Here is a 19,220-nt window from a genome sequence, read left to right on the forward strand (position 1 = left end):
CACGCTTGATTCCCGCCGCTTCCTTTTCAGGCAAACGCGTTTCGCTCTTCGGGCTTGGCGGCTCGGGGATCGCCACCGCGCATGCGCTGATCGCCGGCGGCGCCGAGGTGCTGGCCTGGGACGACAATCCTGAAAGTGTCGCCAAGGCAGCGGCCGCGGGCATTGCGACCGGCGATCTGCGCGCCGCCGACTGGTCGCGCTTCTCGGCCTTCGTGTTGTCGCCAGGGGTGCCGCTGACGCATCCGAAGCCGCATTGGACGGTGGAGCTGGCACGCGGCGCCGGCGTCGAGGTGATCGGCGATATCGAACTGTTCTGCCGCGAACGCATCAGCCGCGCGCCGGCAGCGCCGTTCATTGCGATTACCGGCACCAACGGCAAGTCGACGACGACGGCGCTGACGGCGCATATCCTGAAGTCGGCGGGACGCGACACGCAGATGGGCGGCAATATCGGCCGCGCCATCATGACGCTCGATCTACCGGAACCGAAGCGGCACTATGTCGTGGAGTGCTCGTCCTACCAGATCGACCTCGCGCCTTCGATCAACCCGACCGCCGGTATCCTGCTCAACCTGACGCCCGATCATCTCGACCGGCACGGCACGATGGCGCACTATGCCTCGATCAAGGAAAGGCTGGTCGCCGGCAGCGACACCGCGATCGTCGGCGTCGACGATTCCTGGTGCGCCCAGATCGCCGACCGCCTGGAGCGCGCCGGCCGGCAGGTCATCCGTATTTCCAAGCGCCTGCCGCTGACCGACGGCTATTTCGCCGACGGCACCAATCTGATGGAAGCCGTGCATGGCCGCTACAGCCGCGTCGCCTTCCTCGAAGGAATCGGCTCGCTGCGCGGCCAGCACAATGCGCAAAACGCGCTGGCCGCCATTGCCGCTTGCCTCAAGGTCGGGCTCGATCTTGGCGAGATACAGGCCGGGCTCGAAAGCTTCCCCGGCCTCGCGCACCGGATGGAGCAGGTCGGCCGCAAGGGCCATGTGCTGTTCGTCAACGATTCCAAGGCGACCAATGCCGATGCGGCAGCCCCCGCGCTGTCAAGCTTCACCAACCGCATCTACTGGATCGCCGGCGGCCTGCCCAAGGAAGGCGGCATCGAGCCGCTGCGCGGCTTCTTCCCGCGCATCGCCAAGGCCTATCTGATCGGCGAGGCCGCACCTGCCTTTTCCGCCACGCTTGGCGAGACGGTGCCTTACGAAATATCCGGAACGCTGGCGGCGGCGGTCGAGCATGCCGCCAGCGACGCGGCAAGCGACACCGGCGGCGAGGCCGTGGTGCTGCTCTCGCCGGCCTGCGCCAGTTTCGACCAGTTCAAGAATTTCGAAGTTCGCGGCGAAGCCTTCAGGCAAGCTGCGACTGCTATTGATGGGGTGATATCCATCGGAGGGCCACGTTGATGCAAAGCCGTCTCGACAAAAGTCCGGTCGCAACCTGGTGGTGGACGATCGATCGCTGGTTCCTGGCGGCATTCCTGTCGCTGATGGGGCTGGGCATCGTGTTGTCCTTCGCTGCAAGTCCGGCGGTGGCCGAGCGCATCGGCCTCGACAGCTTCCACTTCGCCACGCGCCAGATCATCTTTACCATCCCGGCGCTTATCGTGATGCTGGCGGTCTCCTTCCTGGAGGCGCGGCAGATAAGGCGCGTGTCGCTGGTGATGATCTGCATCATGCTGGTGCTGATGGTGGCGGTGCTCTACATCGGCGTCGAGGTGAAGGGCGCGCGGCGCTGGGTGTCGCTCGCCGGCCTGTCCATCCAGCCGTCCGAGTTCCTGAAGCCGGCCTTCGTCATCCTCTGCGCCTGGCTGTTTGCCGAGCATAAGCGCCAGCCCGACATTCCCGGCAATCTGTTCGCAATGCTTTTGCTCGCGCTGGTCATCTCGCTTCTGGTGGCGCAGCCCGACCTCGGCCAGACCATGCTGGTGCTCGGCACCTGGGGCGTGATGTTCTTCATGGCCGGCTTGCCGTGGTTCTGGATCGTAGCACTTGGCGCGGCCGGCGTCGGCGGCGTGTTCGCGGCCTATACGGTGTTTCCGCACGTCGCCGCGCGCATCGACAAGTTCATGACCGGCGAAGGCGACACCTTCCAGGTCGACATGGGCCGCGAGGCGCTGATCAACGGCGGCTGGTTCGGCGTCGGCCCGGGCGAGGGCACGGTGAAGCGGGTCATCCCGGACAGCCATGCCGACTTCGTCTTCTCGGTCGCCGGCGAGGAGTTCGGCCTCATCATGTGCTTCTTCATCATGTCGATCTTCGCCTTCATCGTGCTGCGCGGATTGAGCATCGCGCTCAAGGAGCAGGACGATTTCACCCGCTACGCCGTTGGCGGCCTCGTCACCGTCTTCGGCCTGCAATCGGCCATCAACATGTGCGTGAACCTGCAGCTGATGCCGGCCAAGGGCATGACGCTGCCCTTCATCTCTTATGGCGGCTCCTCGCAGATCGCCATCGCCGTCTCGATGGGCATGGTGCTCGCCTTGACGCGCAGGCGCCCCGAAAAGCGCAAGCAGATGGGCTTCGTCCTTGCCCAGCGCGCAATGCCGGCGGAATGAGGCAGGATGGCAAAGGGCGTCATCCTGCTTGCAGCCGGCGGAACGGGCGGACATCTGTTTCCGGCCGAGGCGCTTGCGCATGAGCTGATCGAACGCGGCTGGAAGGTGCATCTTGCCACCGACCGTCGCGCCGAGCGCTATTCCCGCCATTTCCCGGCTGCTGAAATCCACTCGATCGCCTCGGCTACCCTGGGCTCGAAGAATCCGGTCGCCGTGCTCTCGTCCTTCTGGAAAATCTGGCAGGGTGTACGTGAAGCCGGCCGGGTGATCGCCAGGATCAAGCCTGAAGCGGTCGTCGGTTTCGGCGGCTATCCGACGCTGCCGCCGCTCTATGCCGCGACAAGGCGCAAGGTGCCGACGCTGATCCATGAGCAGAACGCCGTCATGGGCCGCGCCAACAAGGCGCTTGCAAGCCGCGTCGACGCGATTGCCGGCGGCTTCCTGCCGGAGGGCGCGAGCGCTGCCGGCGCAAAGACGGTGACCACAGGCAATCCGGTCAGGCCGCAGGTCCTCGAGGCGGCGAAAACGCCATATGCGGCATCGAACGAGGGCGAGCCGTTCCGCTTCCTGGTGTTTGGCGGCAGCCAGGGCGCGCAATTCTTTTCCGATGCCGTTCCGGCAGCGATCGCGCTGCTACCGCAAGACCTGCGCAAGCGGCTGCTGATTACCCAGCAGGCGCGCGCCGAGGATGTGGCGCGGGTGAAGGCCGCCTATGCCGATCTTGGCGTCGACGTCCAGGCCTCGCCCTTCTTCACCGATATGGCGGCGCGCATCGCGGCGGCGCATCTGGTGATGTCGCGTTCCGGCGCCTCGACGGTTTCGGAAATCGCCGTCATCGGCCGGCCGGCGCTGCTGGTGCCTTATCCGCACGCGCTCGACCACGATCAGGCGGCGAATGCCGCGGCACTTGCCGCCGCCGGCGGCGCCGAACTCCATCCGCAGTCGACGCTGTCGCCGGAACGGATCGCCGAGTTGGTCGGCGGGCTGATGCAGGATCCGAACCGGCTGGCGGCCATGGCCGCCGCCGCCCGCTCGGCCGGGAAACCCAACGCGGCGCGGTTGCTCGCCGACCTGACAGAGGCTATTGCGTCCGGCAAAACGGTTTCGGACTACAGGAGGACGCGCGCATGAAGATGCCACAGACGATCGGCCTCGTACATTTCATCGGCATCGGCGGCATCGGCATGAGCGGTATCGCCGAGGTGCTGCACAATCTCGGCTACAAGGTGCAGGGTTCCGACCAGGCCGACGGCGCCAATGTCCAGCGGCTGCGCGACAAGGGCATCGAATGCTTCGTCGGTCACAAGTCCGAAAACCTCGGCGACGCCGAAGTCGTGGTCGTCTCGACCGCGATCAAGAAGTCCAACCCGGAACTGAAGGCCGCGCGCGAAAAGCTGTTGCCGATCGTGCGCCGCGCCGAAATGCTGGCCGAACTGATGCGCTTCCGCCAGGCGGTTGCCATTGGCGGCACGCACGGCAAGACGACGACCACCTCGATGGTGGCGACGCTGCTCGAGGCCGGCGGGCTCGATCCGACCGTCATCAATGGCGGCATCATCAATGCCTATGGCACCAACGCGCGCATGGGCGACGGCGAATGGATGGTGGTCGAAGCGGACGAGAGCGACGGCACGTTCCTCAAGCTGCCGGCCGATATCGCCGTCGTCACCAACATCGATCCCGAGCATCTCGACCACTATGGCAGCTTCGACAAGGTGCGCGAAGCGTTCCGCCAGTTCGTCGAGAACGTGCCGTTCTACGGCTTCGGCGTGATGTGCACCGACCATCCGGAAGTGCAGGCGCTGGTCGGCCGCATCGAGGACCGGCGCGTCATCACCTATGGCGAGAACGCGCAGGCCGATGTGCGCTTCACCAACCACCGCATGCGCGGCCCGACCTCCGAGTTCGATGTGGTGATCCGCGACCGCAAGGGGCACGGCTCGACGACGATCAAGGACCTGCGGCTGCCGATGCCCGGCCTGCATAACGTGTCCAACGCGACCGCGGCGATCACGGTTGCCCACGAGCTTGGCCTCTCGGCCGAAGCGATCAAGAAGGGCTTGTCGTCCTTTGCCGGCGTCAAGCGGCGCTTTACCCATACCGGCTCGTGGAACGGCGTCGAGGTGTTCGACGACTACGGCCACCATCCGGTCGAGATCGCGGCGGTGCTGAAGGCCGCGCGCAGCGCGACCGAGGGACGCGTCATCGCCATCGCGCAGCCGCATCGCTTCACCCGACTGCATGATCTCTTCGATGAGTTCTCCGTCTGCTTCAACGACGCAGACACCGTGATGGTGGCGCCAGTCTATGCGGCGGGCGAAGAGCCGATCGAAGGTGTCTCGTCGGATACGCTGGTTGCACGCATACGTTCCGGCGGCCACCGCGACGCACGCTATATCGATGGCGCGGCGGCGATCGCGCCGGCCATTCGCGAGCTTGCCAAGCCCGGCGACTTCGTCATCTTCCTCGGCGCCGGCAACATCACGCAATGGGCCTACGCGCTGCCCAAGGAGCTAGGGGGGACGCCCTCATGATGCGCGGCCAGGACCTCATCGACAAGCTCGGCGGCCGGCTTTCCGGCCTACGCGGCCGTATCACGCCCAATGCCGAGATGGACAAGATCACCTGGTTCCGTGCCGGCGGCCTGGCGGAGGCGCTGTTCCAGCCGGCCGACGAGGAAGATCTGGCAACCTTCCTGCGCGCGGTGCCGGAAGAGATACCGGTCCTGGTGGTCGGCGTCGGCTCGAACCTTCTGGTGCGCGACGGCGGCATTGCGGGTTTTGTCGTCAGGCTCTCGGCCAAGGGTTTTGGCGAGGCCGAGGCCACCGGGCCGACCACGATCAAAGCAGGTGCTGCAACGCCGGACAAGCGTGTCGCCGCGGTGGCCCACGAAGCGGGCATCGGCGGCTTCCACTTCTACCACGGCATTCCCGGTGCCATTGGCGGCGCGCTCAGGATGAATGCAGGCGCCAACGGCGTCGAGACCCGGGAGCGGGTCGTCGAGGTGAGGGCGCTGGACCGCAAGGGCAATCTCCACACGCTCAGCAATGCCGATATGGGTTATGCCTATCGCCATTCGTCCGCGCCCGGCGGACTGATCTTCACCTCGGCGATCTTCGAAGGCGTTTCCGAAGACAAGGCGGCTATCAAGGCGGCGATGGATGCCGTGCAGAACCATCGCGAGACGGTGCAGCCAATCCGCGAGAAGACCGGCGGCTCGACCTTCAAGAATCCGGAAGGCACCTCGGCCTGGAAGGAGATCGACAAGGCCGGCTGCCGCGGGCTGATGATCGGCGGCGCGCAGATGTCGCCGATGCATTGCAACTTCATGATCAACACCGGCACGGCGACCGGCTACGACCTCGAATATCTTGGCGAGACGGTGCGGGCGCGGGTGCTCGAGAATTCCGGTATCCGACTGCACTGGGAGATCAAGCGCCTCGGCAATTTCCGCCCCGGCCATGCGGTGCAGGAGTTTCTCGGGCAACTCCTTTGACCTGAATCTCAACGCGGCCCGGCGTCTCGCGACGTTCACGTAATACTTGAACTTGAGTGCTTCGCAACGGCGTCAACCGTTGCCGCAAAGACTCAACAACACACTTTTCTCGCCCCTTTTTGCGGAAAGTGAATCTCTCGGAATCATAGGCACTTGCCAGCGAATCAACTCTCTGATTCTCTGCCCTAAAGCGTTTCCTGATTTGAGTCGTTCGACGCGTTAAGTCGCGTTTTCCGTCTGGGGGGCAACCTGCCGGAAGACTCGGACTCAATGCTCAGGAATGCGGTGCGGGAATTGGTTGCAGGCCCGGCGTGAGAGGGATGACGGGAATGAAGAACAAGCATGTGGCTGTCCTCCTGGGTGGATTCTCCTCGGAGCGGCCCGTGTCTCTGTCCTCGGGGAAGGCGTGTGCGGATGCGCTCGAGAATGAAGGCTATAAGGTTACCCGCGTCGATGTTTCGCGCGATGTCGGGTCTGTGCTTGCCGAGCTCAAGCCCGACGTTGCCTTCAACGCGCTGCACGGCCCGTTCGGCGAGGACGGCACCATCCAGGGAATTCTCGAATATCTCGGAATTCCCTACACCCATTCGGGGGTGCTCGCTTCGGCGCTGGCCATGAACAAGGAGCAGGCCAAGAAGGTCGCCAAGGCGTCCGGCATTCCGGTCGCGGAATCCAAGGTGGTCAACCGCTTCGCCGTCAAGAACAAGCATCCGATGAAGCCGCCTTACGTGGTCAAGCCGGTCAATGAGGGGTCGAGCTTCGGCGTCGTCATCGTGCATGAGGGGCAGTCGCATCCGCCGCAGGTGATCGGCTCGACCGAATGGCAATATGGCGAGACCGTCATGGTCGAGCGTTACATCCATGGCCGGGAGCTGACCTGCGCGGTGATGGGCGATGTGGCGCTTGGCGTCTGCGAGATCATCCCGACCGGACATTCCTTCTACGATTACGATTCAAAATACGTTCCCGGCGGATCAAAACACGAAATCCCTGCTAAAATTTCACCGAATATTTACCAAAAAATACAGACACTGTCCCTCAAGGCTCATCTTGCCATTGGTTGCCGGGGCGTCTCCCGATCGGACTTCCGTTACGACGACCGCCACTCCGAAAACGGCGAGGTTGTCTGGCTCGAGGTCAACACTCAGCCGGGCATGACGCCGACGTCTCTTGTGCCTGAAATCGCCGCGCAAGCGGGGCACTTGTTCGGCGAATTGTTGAGTTGGATGGTGGAGGACGCTTCGTGTCTGCGTTGAGGTGGGGACAGGGTAACGGCGGCGCGGCTGGTCCCGCGCTGTTCGGCATGCCGCTGTCATTCGACCGTTTCGTATTGCCGCGTCAGCTTCGCCGGCCGATGCGTGTGCTGGCGCGCCTGTGCGGCGGCGAGTATGAAGCGCCGCGCTTTTCGGCGGCGATCCTTTCCGCCGCGCTGGTCGCATCCAGCAGCGCCTATGGCGCTTATCTCGGCGGCTATACCGACAGCATCGTGCAGGGCGTGACGGCGCGCACCGGCTTTGCCGTTGACCAGATCAAGGTGGTCGGCAATCGCCAGACCTCCGAGATCGATGTGCTTGACCGGCTCGGCCTCGACGGCTGGACCTCGCTTATCGGCTTCGATGCCGAGGCCGCGCGCGAGCGCATCGCGACGCTGCCGTGGGTCGAGGGCGCGGCGGTGCGCAAGGTCTACCCGCATACGCTGGAGGTGCGCATCGAGGAGCGCGCGCCCTTCGCGCTCTGGCAGCAGGGTACCGCGGTGTCGGTCATCGAGCGGTCGGGCGAGGTGATCGCGCCGTTCTCGGGCGGCAAGCAGGCGCTGCTCCCGCTGATTATCGGCACGGGCGCGCCGGCCATGGCGCCGGCCTTCCTCGACAAGATCAAGCGCTATCCCGAGCTCGCGGCGCGGGTCAAAGGTTACATCCGGGTCGGCGAACGCCGCTGGGACCTCAGGCTCGAAAACGGCATCACGATCAAGTTGCCGGAAGACGGCGAGGACCAGGCGATCGCAGAGCTCGTCAAGATCGACCATGACAACGGTCTGCTCACGCGCGACATCGCCGGCGTCGACATGCGGCTCTCCGACCGGCTGGTCGTAGAGCTGTCGCCGGAAGCGGCGACGCAGCGCGAAGCCGCGCTCAGCGACAAACCGAAGAGCCTGGCCAAGCGCAAGGCGGGGACAAAGATATGAGCTGGCTTGGCGGCAGCAGTGACGCTTCTTCGCGCCGGTCGGGCACGCTTACGGTGCTCGATGTCGGCTCCAGCAAGGTTTGCTGCGTGGTGGCGAAGCTCAAGCCGAACGAGGACGGCAAGCTGCTGCGCGGACGTTCGCACCGTATCCAGGTGATCGGCATCGGCCACCAGAAGTCGCAAGGAGTGAAGTCCGGCGTCGTGGTCGATCTCGATCGCGCCGAGCATGCCATTCGGCTTGCTGTCGATGCCGCCGAGCGCATGGCCGGGCTCACCGTCGATTCCCTCATCGTCAACATGACGGCAGGGCGGCTGAAGAGTGAATCCTTCTCGGCGACCATCAATCTCGGCGGCCATCAGGTCGAGGAAACCGACATCAAGCGTGTGCTTGCCGCCGGCGCCAAACAGGCGCTCAGGGCCGAGCGCGAGGTGATCCATTCGCTGCCGGTCGGTTTCTCCCTGGATGCCGAGCGCGGCATGCGCGACCCGCGCGGCATGGTGGGCGATGCGCTTGGCGTCGATATGCATGTGCTGACGGGCGATGCGGCGCCGATGCGCAACCTGGAGCTCTGCATCAACCGCTCGCATCTTTCGGTCGAGCGCATGGTGGCGACGCCCTATGCCAGCGGACTTGCCTCGCTGGTCGACGACGAGCTCGAAATGGGCGCCGCCTGCATCGACATGGGTGGCGGCACGACGACCATTTCAGTCTTCTCGGAAGGCAAGTTCATCCATGGCGACGCCATCGCCATCGGCGGCAACCATGTGACGCTCGACATGGCCAAGGGCCTGTCGACCTCGCTCGATGCCGCGGAGCGGCTGAAGGTGATGCATGGCTCCGCGCTGCCCGGAAGCGCCGACGACCGCGATCTCGTCTCGATTCAGCCGATCGGCGAGGAGGGCGATATACCGCAGCAGATCCCGCGCTCGGTGATGACGCGCATCATCCGTGCGCGCATCGACGAGACGCTGGAGCTTTTGCGCGACCGGCTCAACAAGTCCGGCTACGGCAATGCCGTCGGCAAGCGCGTCGTGCTCACCGGCGGCGCCAGCCAGCTCTCCGGCCTGCCGGAAGCGGCGCGCCGCATTCTCGGGCGCAATGTTCGCATCGGCCGGCCGCTCGGCGTGGCTGGCCTGCCGGAAGCGGCCAAGGGGCCGGCGTTCTCGACCCCGGTCGGACTGATGATCTACCCGCAGATGGCGAACTTCGAGAGCCATTCGGCGAAAGGACTTTCCGGTTTCAGGATGACCGGGACGGGCGGAAAACTGCATCGCATGAGTCAGTGGTTGAGAGACAGTTTTTAATTTGACGGGGACAGCCCCATAGGCGGCCGCAGCGGCGAAGCGGCGGGAAAGGCAAAGGACGGAGACAATGACCATCAATCTGCAAAAGCCGGACATCACCGAGCTTAAGCCACGCATCACCGTCTTCGGTGTCGGCGGCGGCGGCGGCAATGCGGTCAACAACATGATCACAGCCGGCCTGCGCGGCGTCGAGTTCGTGGTGGCCAACACTGACGCCCAGGCGCTGACGATGTCGAAGGCCGAGCGGCTGATCCAGCTCGGCGCGCATGTCACCGAAGGCCTCGGCGCCGGCTCGCAGCCGGAAGTCGGCCGCGCGGCGGCGGAAGAGTGCATCGACGAGATCATCGATCATCTCTCCAACACGCATATGTGCTTCGTCACCGCCGGCATGGGCGGCGGCACGGGCACGGGCGCTGCTCCGGTCGTTGCCCGCGCGGCGCGCGAGAAGGGCATCCTCACCGTCGGCGTCGTCACCAAGCCGTTCCATTTCGAGGGCCAGCGCCGCATGAAGACGGCCGACATGGGCATCGAGGAACTGCAGAAATGCGTCGACACCCTCATCGTCATCCCCAACCAGAACCTGTTCCGGCTGGCCAATGACAAGACCACCTTCGCCGATGCCTTCGCCATGGCCGACCAGGTGCTCTATTCGGGCGTCGCCTGCATCACCGACCTGATGGTCAAGGAAGGCCTGATCAATCTCGACTTCGCCGACGTCCGTTCGGTGATGCGCGAGATGGGCAAGGCGATGATGGGCACCGGCGAAGCGTCGGGCGAGGGGCGCGCGATGGCCGCCGCCGAAGCCGCCATCGCCAACCCGCTGCTCGACGAAACCTCGATGAAGGGCGCCAAGGGCCTGCTGATCTCGATCACCGGCGGCCGCGACCTCACCCTGTTCGAGGTGGACGAGGCCGCGACCCGCATCCGCGAGGAGGTCGACCAGGACGCCAACATCATCCTGGGCGCTACCTTCGACGAGGAGCTGGAAGGCGTGATCCGCGTGTCGGTCGTCGCCACCGGCATCGACAAGTCGGCGGCTGAAATCGCGGCAGCGCCGATCTCGATCCGCGCACCGCAGAAGCCGGCCGCGCGCCCGGCGGCTCCGGCTGCTGAAGTCCGCCCCGCTGCGGTTCAACCGCAGGCCTACGAGCCGCGTGCGGTCGATCCGGTCGCCGAGGCGATCCAGCTTGCCGAGGCAAACGCAGCCGCCATGGCGCAGCCGCGCGCCGTGCCGGTCGACGACTTCCGGCCGCAGAGCAAGATCTTCCAGGCTCCGCCGGCCCAGCCGCAGCCGCAACCGGTGGCGCAGCCGCAGGTCATGCAGCAGCCCGCGCCGCAGCGCGAGATGCCGCAGCCGGTGGCCGCGGCCCCGCAGCGTATGCCGCGCGTGGAAGACTTTCCGCCGGTCGTAAGGGCTGAAGTCGAAGCCAAGACCCGGCCCACGGACCATGAAAACAGCGGTCCGATGGGGCTGATCAAGCGGCTGACCAACGGCCTTACCCGCCGTGAGGAAGAGCCGGCCCGGCTCCAGCCGGCACAGCCGCGCGAACCGAAGCTGCGCCAGGCAGCGCCCGAGATGCGCCGTCTCGCCAGCCAGGATCCGCAGCTCTACGCGCCGCGCCGCGGCCAGCTCGACGACCAGGGCCGGCTGACGCCGCAGAACCGTACGGTCCAGGAAGACGACCAGCTGGAAATCCCGGCCTTCCTGCGCCGCCAGGCCAACTGATCGGTACGGCAGGCCGCTGATCGCCGATACGGCGGCCCGCTGATCGTCGATACAGCGTACCGCTGATCGTTAACGATATATAACGGTTGTTAACAGGCAGGCGAGAGATCGCCTGCCTGTTGCTTTTTAAAGTGTATTCAGAACAACGTGTTAGGGGGTTTTTCTTATGTTTTGTCGCGGTTACACGGGGTAAGAAACCGTGATTTGGAGTCTCCAGGGCGGGCCATTATCTTCGCCACGGACTAAAGTCGGTTTGCCGGGATTCGGGGAGTAGCCCTGCCTGCCGACTATACCAGAGCCGCATGCTCTTGCTTATTTTGCCGCGTTTGTGCGAGCGCCAGACCATCCAGCTGGCTGCAAGATACCCAAGGCCGATGGAGCGGACACAGGCATTCAGGGCGATGGGGTTACTCTTGCACGACTATCAGACGACAGTGAAATCGCGCGCGACGCTGACTGGAATCGGCGTCCATAGCGGCAAGCCCGTTACCGTTCATTTCCTGCCCGCCGACGCCGACACGGGCATCGTCTTCCATCTTTCGAATGGCGGCGAAGCGCGTGAGTTCCGTGCTCTGGTCGCGGAAGTCGGCGCTACCGATCTTTGCACCATGCTTGGCGATCCGGCAGGCAAGCATATCGGCACTGTCGAGCATCTGATGGCCACGGTGTTCGGTCTTGGCATCGACAATCTCATCATCGAGATCGACGGTTCGGAAGTCCCCATTCTAGACGGCAGCGCCATGGCCTTCGTCGAAGCCATCGACCAGGTAGGCATCGACACGCTGGCGGTGAAGCGTCGCTATATCCGCGTGGTCAAGCCGGTGCGCGTGGAAGCCGGCGCATCCTGGGCCGAGTTCCGCCCCTATGACGGCACGCGTTTCGAGGTCGAGATCGATTTTGAAAGTCCGGCGATCGGCCGCCAGCAATTCGCCTCCGACATCAATCCCGACATCTTCCGCCGCGACATTGCGCGCGCGCGCACCTTCGGCTTCATGAAGGATGTCGAGCGGCTTTGGGCCGCCGGTTACGCGCTCGGCTCATCGCTGGAGAACTCGCTGGTCATCGGCGACGACAACCGCGTCATCAATGTCGGCGGATTGCGCTATCCCAATGAATTCGCCCGCCACAAGACGCTCGACGCGATGGGCGATCTGGCGCTGGCCGGCGCGCGCTTCATCGGCTGCTTCCGTTCCTATCGCGGCGGTCACCGGATGAATGCCTCGGCGCTGCGCCGGCTGCTTTCCGACCGGACGGCCTTCGAGATCGTCGAGACGAGGCGGCGTGAGCGCGGCCGGGTAGCCGAAATGATCGCCGTCAGCGGGCCGGTCTATGCGCCCTGGGTTATCTGAGGCGTTCAGCCTCAGGTCCTGCGCCTGATCTCATAGTCGACATCGCCATATTCAGCGCCCGGCAGTCGGTCCGGGCCTTCGACGTAGAATGTGCCGACATGAACAAGTCCGGCCTTTTCCATGACACGGCGTGATGCCGTGTTTACGGCCATCGTGCTGGCAACGATGCGGGCAAAGCCGAAGCGGGAGAAACCGGCCTCGACCAACACTGCCGCGCCTTCGCTGGCATAGCCCAATCCCCACATGGCGCGCCGCAGCCGATAGCCCAATTCCGCCGATCCGTCGCCGCGATCGCGCAGCGAGAACCAGCCGACAAAGCTGCCGGATATCTTCTCCCTTGCAGTCCAGATGCCTTGCTCGCCGCCGCGCGGCATCAGAAAATCGACGGACGGATCGATGCCGTCGAGCGGTGTCGGCTTGCCGCCGTTCAGGAAGCGCATCACTTCGCCGTCCTGCTCGAGCGCGAATAGCTCGTCCCGGTCGGCTGGAATCACGGGCGTCAACCGCAGCCGTGGCGTTTCCAGGCCTTGCAACATGTAACGGTTCCTTTGCCACCTTGTGGCAGGGTCCCGCATGATGTCGCAAGACGCAGTCGCCAGGTTTGATGTGAGGCAGGGCTGTGTGATAATAATACATCACCGGGACGCCAAATCGCAGCCAGTTCGCGGCGTCGGGCAGCCGCCACAAAAATGTGCGATTGGCCGGACATAGCGTTGCCGGGCAAGGGGATAATGGTTTATGGCTTCGGCCCGGACCGAAACGACGCCGAAGGGGCGGAATCCAAACATGTTTTTTTCGCGAGTTGGTCAATCGGTAACGCCGCGTCGGCGCGTTTTGCTGGCGCTGTCGGTGGTTGCTCCCGCGCTCGTGCTGTCGGCCTGCATGTCCTCCGAGAAGGACGTCAACCTGGCGACCTATGTCGACCAGACCGAACCGGCCGACGTTCTCTACAACCAGGGCCTGGCCAACATGAATGCCGGCCGCCTCGACGAGGCGAGCAAGAAGTTCGACGCCGTCGACCGCCAGCATCCCTATTCGGAATTCGCCCGCAAATCGATGGTGATGGGCGCTTTCGCCGACTATCGCGCCGGCAATTATGACGAAGCGATCGGCACCGCGAAGCGCTATCTGACGCTTTATCCCTCGACCGACGATGCGGCTTACGCGCAGTACATCATCGGACTCTGCTACTACCGGCAGATCAAGGACGTCACCCAGGATCAGAAGGAAGCGCGCCAGACCATCCAGACCATGCAGGATCTGGTGACGCGCTGGCCTACTTCAGAATATGTCCCCGACGCCAAGGACAAGATCCGCTTCGCCAACGATCAGCTCGCCGGCAAGGAGATGCAGGTCGGCCGCTATTATCTCGAGCGCCGCGAATACATCGCCGCCGTCAAGCGTTTCCGCGCCGTGGTCGAAAACTACTCCAACACCCGCCATGTCGAGGAGGCGCTCGCGCGCCTGACCGAGTCCTATTATGCAATGGGCCTGACCTCGGAGGCGCAGACCGCCGCGGCGGTGCTCGGCCACAACTATCCGGACAGCCCGTGGTACAAGGATTCCTACAAGCTCCTGCAGAGCAACGGGCTTGAGCCGCGCGAAAATGCCGGATCGTGGATATCCAAGGCCGGGAAGCTGATCACCGGCGCCTGAAGCTTGCGATGCTGTCCAGACTGTCGATCCGCGATATCGTCCTGATCGAGAAGCTGGACATCGAATTCCTGCCTGGCCTTTCGGTGCTGACCGGCGAAACCGGTGCCGGCAAATCCATCCTGCTCGATGCGTTGTCGCTGGCGCTTGGCGCACGCGGCGACGCTTCGCTCGTCCGCCACGGTGCGGCGCAAGGCCAGGTCATCGCCGTGTTCGACGTGCCGCGCAACCATCCGGCGCGCGCGCTGCTCGCCGAAAATGACATCGAGGATGATGGCGACATCATCCTGCGGCGCGTGCAGACGGCCGATGGCCGCACCCGCGTCTTCGTCAACGACCAGCCCTCCAGCGTCACCCTGATGCGCGATGTCGGCCGGGCACTGGTCGAGATCCATGGCCAGCATGACGAGCGCGCGCTGGTCGATCCCGGCGCGCATCGTGAACTGCTGGACAGTTTCGGCGGCCATCTGGGCGCCGCGCGCGGCACGGGCGAAGCCTGGCGCTACTGGCGCGGCTGCGAGCAGGAGCTTTCCCGGCATCGCGCCAAGGTCGAGGCGGCGGCGCGCGAGGCCGATTATCTGCGCGCTTCCGTCGCCGAGCTTACGAAGCTCGACCCGCAGCCAGGCGAGGAAACGGAACTTGCGGAACTCCGCGCGCAAATGATGCGCGTCGAAAAGATCGCCGGCGAAATCCATGACGCGCAGGATGTGCTGTCGGGGCCGTCTTCGCCCTTGCCGCAGCTCGCCAGCCTGCTGCGCCGGCTGCAGCGCAAATCGACCGAGGTGCCGGGTCTGCTCGACGATGTGGTGAAGTCGCTGGACGAGGCGATGCTTTCGCTGGACGCCGCGCAGTCCGGTGTCGAAGCAGCACTCCGTTCCACCGAATATGATCCGCAGCGTCTGGAGAAGGCGGAGGAGCGGTTGTTTGCGCTGCGCGCCGCCTCACGCAAGCACAACGTCACGGTCGACGATCTGGCGCAGTTGCGCGACACGATGGTGGCCGATCTTGCCGATCTGGACGCCGGCGAGGAGCGGCTGCATGCGTTGGAAAAGCAGGCCGCTGCCGGGCGCGAGGCCTATGATATTTCCGCCGCGCAGCTTTCGTCGCTGCGCCATGCGGCGGCGGCGGGCCTGACCAGGGCGGTGATGGCGGAACTGCCGGCGCTGAAGCTCGAACGGGCCGAGTTCATCGTCGAGATGGCAAGCGATGCCGAAACCCGCATGGAAGAAGGCATCGACCAGGTCGAATTCTGGGTGCGCACCAATCCCGGCACTAGGCCGGGACCGATGATGAAGGTCGCCTCCGGCGGCGAACTCTCGCGCTTTCTCCTGGCGCTGAAGGTGGCGCTCGCCGATCGCGGCTCGGCGCCGACTTTGGTCTTCGACGAAATCGATACCGGCGTCGGCGGCGCGGTGGCCGACGCCATCGGCCAGCGGCTGGCGCGGCTGTCGAAGCGGGTGCAGGTGCTTTCGGTCACGCATGCGCCACAGGTGGCGGCGCGCGCGGCTACGCATTTCCTGATCTCCAAATCCGGCGGCAAGGACCGTGTCGCCACCGGCATCGCCGAAATGGACCGCGCGGCGCGCCAGGAAGAGATCGCGCGCATGCTGGCCGGCGCCACCATCACCGACGAGGCGCGCGCCGCGGCCGAGCGGTTGCTGCGCGAGAACACGGCGGCAGCTTAGGCTGTGCTGATATTCAGGTGAGGCCGGCCTGCGAAGCGCGGCTTCCTGCGCTTCCGGTGCTCAAGTACCCAAAAGTACGCTCCGCTCCGGCCTTCGCCGGCCGAAGCCCTCATAAGGGTCTCCGCTCTATGAAGGCTACGGCCGGCGTAGGCCGGTTCTCGGAAGCCACGCTTCTCGACCCGGCCTGACCTGAATCTCAGCACATCCTTGGTGCTCGATTCTTCAGGCTCGGAGCTCGAGTCAGCAGATGGCTGTATCCTGCTGTCGAGCAATGATTTTTCCACAAGCTATCTCCCTGCCGGCGAATCCTGATTTATAGTGGCCCGCCATCATTCGAGGACCGCGCCGCATGTCGGAAAAACCAGTCGATTCGCTGAGCGAGGGTGAGGCCGCGGAAGAGCTGAAGCGGCTGGCGGCGGAGATCGCCGAGCACGACCGGCGCTACCACGCGGAAGACGCGCCGACGATCACCGACGCGGAATATGATGCGTTGCGCCGGCGCAACCTCGCCATCGAGGAGCAGTTTCCGGGTCTGGTGCGCGAGGATTCGCCGTCGCTGCGGGTTGGTGCTGCGCCGGCGGAGGGGTTTGCCAAGGTGCGCCATGCCGTGCCGATGCTGAGCCTCGCCAAGGCGTATACCGACCAGGATGTCGCCGATTTCATCGAGCGCGGCCGTCGTTTCTTCGACCGCGACAAGGACCTCGACATCGCCTTCACCGCGGAGCCGAAGATCGACGGGCTGTCGGCGTCGCTGCGCTACGAGAACGGCGTGTTCGTACAGGGCGCGACGCGCGGCGACGGCGCCGTCGGCGAGGACATCACCGCCAATCTGAAGACGATTGCCGATATCCCGAAGACCCTGAAGGGATCGGGCTGGCCTCAGACAATCGAAATCCGCGGCGAGGTCTACATGACCTATGCCGAGTTCGAGGCGCTGAAGCAGCGTTCGGCGGCAGTCGGCGGCCAGGATTATGTCAATCCGCGCAACACCGCGGCTGGATCGCTGCGCCAGAAGGACCCGTCGGTCACCGCCAGCCGCAACCTCAAATTCTTCGCCTATGCCTGGGGCTATACGACGGCGGATCCTGCTCCCACCCAGTACGATGCCGTGCAGAAATTCGCCGAGTGGGGGTTCAAGGTCAGCCCGCTGATGGTGCGGGCGAAGTCCATAGACGAGCTCATCGCCCATTACCATCGGATCGAGGAGCAGCGCTCCTCGCTCGGCTACGATATCGACGGCGTCGTCTACAAGGTCGACCAGCTCGAGCTGCAGCGCCGCTGGGGCTTTGTCACCGGCGAGCCGCGCTGGGCGGTCGCGCACAAATTCCCGGCCGAACAGGCGATGACGACGGTCGAGAAGATCGACATCCAGGTCGGCCGCACCGGCACGCTGGCGCCAGTGGCGCGGCTGGCGCCGGTGACGGTTGGCGGCGTGGTGGTGGAGAACGTCACGCTGCACAATGAGGATTATATCAAGGGTTTTGACAGCAACGGCCAGCCGATCCGTGACGGCATCGACGTGCGCATCGGCGACACCGTGGTGATCCAGCGGGCGGGGGACGTCATCCCGCAGATCGTCAGCGTCGTCGTCGACAAGCGGCCGCCCGAGGCGCTGCCTTACGAATTCCCGCATACCTGCCCGGTCTGCGGCTCGCCGGCGACGCGCGAGATCAACGAGAAGACGGGCAAGGAGGATTCGCGGCGCCGCTGCACCGGTGAGCTCATCTGCGCCGCGCAGGCGGTGGAAAGGCTGCGCCATTTCGTGTCGCGCGGCGCGCTCGATATCGAGGGCCTGGGCTCTGAAAACATCGACCTCTTCTTCAATTCGGGGCTGGTCAAGACGGCCGCCGACATCTTCACGCTGAAGGATCGCCGTTCGGCCGTCACCAAGGCGCTGGCCGAGCGGCGCGAGGAGCAGGCGAGGCTGCGCGAGGAAGCATCGGGCAAGACGCGCAAGAATGTGCGCAGCGTCGAGGAGCGCAACTATGAAGGCCTCGACAAGCTGTTTTCGGCCATCGACGCGCGCCGCGAACCGGAGCTCGACCGCTTCATCTTCGCGCTCGGCATCCGCCATATCGGCGAGACGACGGCAGCCGTGCTTGCCCGGCAGTTCTCGACCATCGAAGAGCTGATGCGCGTCGGCAAGGAGACAGCGAAGGCGGAAGATCCGCACACCGTCTTCCCGTCGATCAACGGTATCGGCGACACGGTGATCAACGCGCTGCGTGATTTCTTCGGCAATGAACGCAATGACGACGTGCTGGACTCCTTGCTCGCTCAAGTTCATCCGAAGCCTTACGTCATGGAAATCTCGGCCGGCAGCGAAGTCTCCGGCAAAACGGTTGTCTTCACCGGCACGCTGGAAAAGATGACGCGCTCGGAAGCCAAGGCGATGGCGGAGCGGCTCGGCGCCAAGGTGGCGGGCTCGGTTTCGGCCAAGACCGATCTGGTGGTGGCGGGCCCCGGCGCCGGCTCGAAGCTGAAAGTTGCAAGCGACCTCGGCATCGAGGTGATCGACGAGGACACCTGGCTGCAGCGCATCGGCAGGGGTGGGTGATGGCCGGCGCATTCAAAGGCTTTGGGCAGAAGGCCATTCCTTTCTTCAAGGCGCTCGACTTCCACCAGAGCCGCGAATGGTTCCAGGAGAATCGCGAGCTCTTCGACAGCGAGCTGCACGAGCCGTTCTGCGATCTGGTCGAGACGCTCACCGAGCGTTTCGAGGCGGCGAAGCTCGGCTTGCGCGGCGACCGCAAGAAATCGCTGTTCCGCATCAATCGCGACGTGCGCTTCGCCAAGGACAAGCGGCCTTACAACCGGCATCTGTCCGCCATCCTGTCACCTGACGGCACCAAGATGTCGCAAGGCGTTTTCTATGTGCATATCGGGCTGGAGCGCTGCTTCGCCGGCGTCGCCTGGTGGCAGCCGGCGCCGGAACTGCTGCAGGCGATGCGCAAGGCGATCGTGACCAAGCCGGCCGCGTTCCGCGGCATGGTCTCGTCGCTCAAGAAGGCAGGCCTGGAGCTCGATCCGGAAGACCGCCTGAAGCGCGCGCCGCGTGGATTCGAAGACGTCGCCGAGGACGATCTAGCCCAGGCGGTGCGCAACCGGCATTTCGTGGTCCGGCACGACATCGATCCGGCGACGATCCATTCGCCGGCGCTGGTCGACGATCTCGTCGGTTTCACGCTTGGCGCCAAGCCGCTGCTCGATTGGGGCAGGGCGATCCAGGGCACGGCCGTGGCGGCCTGACGCCGTCTCTCCA

The 19,220-nt window shown here is 64.8% G+C and carries 15 protein-coding genes; 14 read left to right on the forward strand and 1 reads right to left on the reverse strand.

Annotated elements, in window-relative coordinates; translation table 11 throughout:
- Positions 1–5: 5 nt before the first annotated feature.
- From murD to lpxC, 10 genes are all read left to right on the forward strand, one after another.
- Complete coding sequence (murD, locus tag AC0L2L_RS30120; protein WP_473583502.1) at positions 6–1,409, forward strand: UDP-N-acetylmuramoyl-L-alanine--D-glutamate ligase; 1,404 nt, start codon at positions 6–8, stop codon at positions 1,407–1,409.
- Positions 1,409–2,560, forward strand: coding sequence for a putative lipid II flippase FtsW (ftsW, locus tag AC0L2L_RS30125; protein WP_473583503.1), 1,152 nt, complete (start codon positions 1,409–1,411; stop codon positions 2,558–2,560). Before murD ends, ftsW begins: the two co-directional genes overlap by 1 nt.
- 6 nt (positions 2,561–2,566) lie before the next feature.
- Positions 2,567–3,691, forward strand: coding sequence for an undecaprenyldiphospho-muramoylpentapeptide beta-N-acetylglucosaminyltransferase (gene murG, locus AC0L2L_RS30130; RefSeq protein ID WP_473583504.1), 1,125 nt, complete (start codon positions 2,567–2,569; stop codon positions 3,689–3,691).
- Complete coding sequence (gene murC / locus AC0L2L_RS30135) at positions 3,688–5,094, forward strand: UDP-N-acetylmuramate--L-alanine ligase (RefSeq protein WP_473583505.1); 1,407 nt, start codon at positions 3,688–3,690, stop codon at positions 5,092–5,094. The genes murG and murC overlap by 4 nt, the downstream gene beginning before the upstream one ends.
- Entirely contained in the window at positions 5,091–6,056 is a 966-nt protein-coding gene (murB, locus tag AC0L2L_RS30140; protein WP_473583506.1) for a UDP-N-acetylmuramate dehydrogenase, read from the forward strand. Before murC ends, murB begins: the two co-directional genes overlap by 4 nt.
- Positions 6,057–6,385: 329 nt before the next feature.
- A complete protein-coding gene (locus tag AC0L2L_RS30145; protein ID WP_473583507.1) occupies positions 6,386–7,312 on the forward strand; it encodes a D-alanine--D-alanine ligase in 927 nt (308 codons plus the stop codon).
- On the forward strand, positions 7,300–8,241 hold the full coding sequence (locus AC0L2L_RS30150) for a cell division protein FtsQ/DivIB (protein ID WP_473583508.1): 942 nt from the start codon (positions 7,300–7,302) through the stop codon (positions 8,239–8,241). Before AC0L2L_RS30145 ends, AC0L2L_RS30150 begins: the two co-directional genes overlap by 13 nt.
- Entirely contained in the window at positions 8,238–9,545 is a 1,308-nt protein-coding gene (gene ftsA, locus AC0L2L_RS30155; RefSeq protein ID WP_473583509.1) for a cell division protein FtsA, read from the forward strand. Before AC0L2L_RS30150 ends, ftsA begins: the two co-directional genes overlap by 4 nt.
- Before the next feature lie 67 nt (positions 9,546–9,612).
- Positions 9,613–11,271 (forward strand): cell division protein FtsZ, encoded by a 1,659-nt coding sequence (ftsZ, locus tag AC0L2L_RS30160; protein WP_473583510.1) that lies wholly within the window; start codon positions 9,613–9,615, stop codon positions 11,269–11,271.
- A 401-nt stretch (positions 11,272–11,672) separates the two neighbouring features.
- The gene (gene lpxC / locus AC0L2L_RS30165; RefSeq protein ID WP_473583511.1) at positions 11,673–12,620 is read left to right on the forward strand and encodes a UDP-3-O-acyl-N-acetylglucosamine deacetylase; all 948 of its coding nucleotides are present in this window, start codon (positions 11,673–11,675) and stop codon (positions 12,618–12,620) included.
- Positions 12,621–12,631: 11 nt separating this feature from the next.
- On the opposite strand, the gene AC0L2L_RS30170 is transcribed toward lpxC, so the two are convergent.
- Entirely contained in the window at positions 12,632–13,156 is a 525-nt protein-coding gene (locus AC0L2L_RS30170; protein WP_473583512.1) for a GNAT family N-acetyltransferase, read from the reverse strand.
- 250 nt (positions 13,157–13,406) lie between these two features.
- Between AC0L2L_RS30170 and AC0L2L_RS30175 the strand changes: the two genes are divergently transcribed.
- The 4 genes from AC0L2L_RS30175 (at position 13,407) to AC0L2L_RS30190 (ending at position 19,207) form a co-directional block, all read left to right on the forward strand.
- Complete coding sequence (locus AC0L2L_RS30175) at positions 13,407–14,276, forward strand: outer membrane protein assembly factor BamD (protein ID WP_473583513.1); 870 nt, start codon at positions 13,407–13,409, stop codon at positions 14,274–14,276.
- 8 nt (positions 14,277–14,284) lie between these two features.
- Positions 14,285–15,958: a DNA repair protein RecN gene (recN, locus tag AC0L2L_RS30180; protein WP_027168725.1), complete on the forward strand. Its 1,674-nt coding sequence runs from the start codon at positions 14,285–14,287 to the stop codon at positions 15,956–15,958.
- Between the two features lie 349 nt (positions 15,959–16,307).
- Complete coding sequence (gene ligA, locus AC0L2L_RS30185; RefSeq protein WP_473583514.1) at positions 16,308–18,515, forward strand: NAD-dependent DNA ligase LigA; 2,208 nt, start codon at positions 16,308–16,310, stop codon at positions 18,513–18,515.
- Positions 18,515–19,207 carry a DUF2461 domain-containing protein gene (locus tag AC0L2L_RS30190; protein ID WP_473583515.1) on the forward strand — a complete coding sequence of 231 codons (693 nt, stop codon included), beginning with the start codon at positions 18,515–18,517 and terminating at the stop codon, positions 19,205–19,207. The genes ligA and AC0L2L_RS30190 overlap by 1 nt, the downstream gene beginning before the upstream one ends.
- The last annotated feature ends 13 nt before the right edge of the window (positions 19,208–19,220 follow it).

Source organism: Mesorhizobium sp. WSM4832 (genome assembly GCF_055811115.1).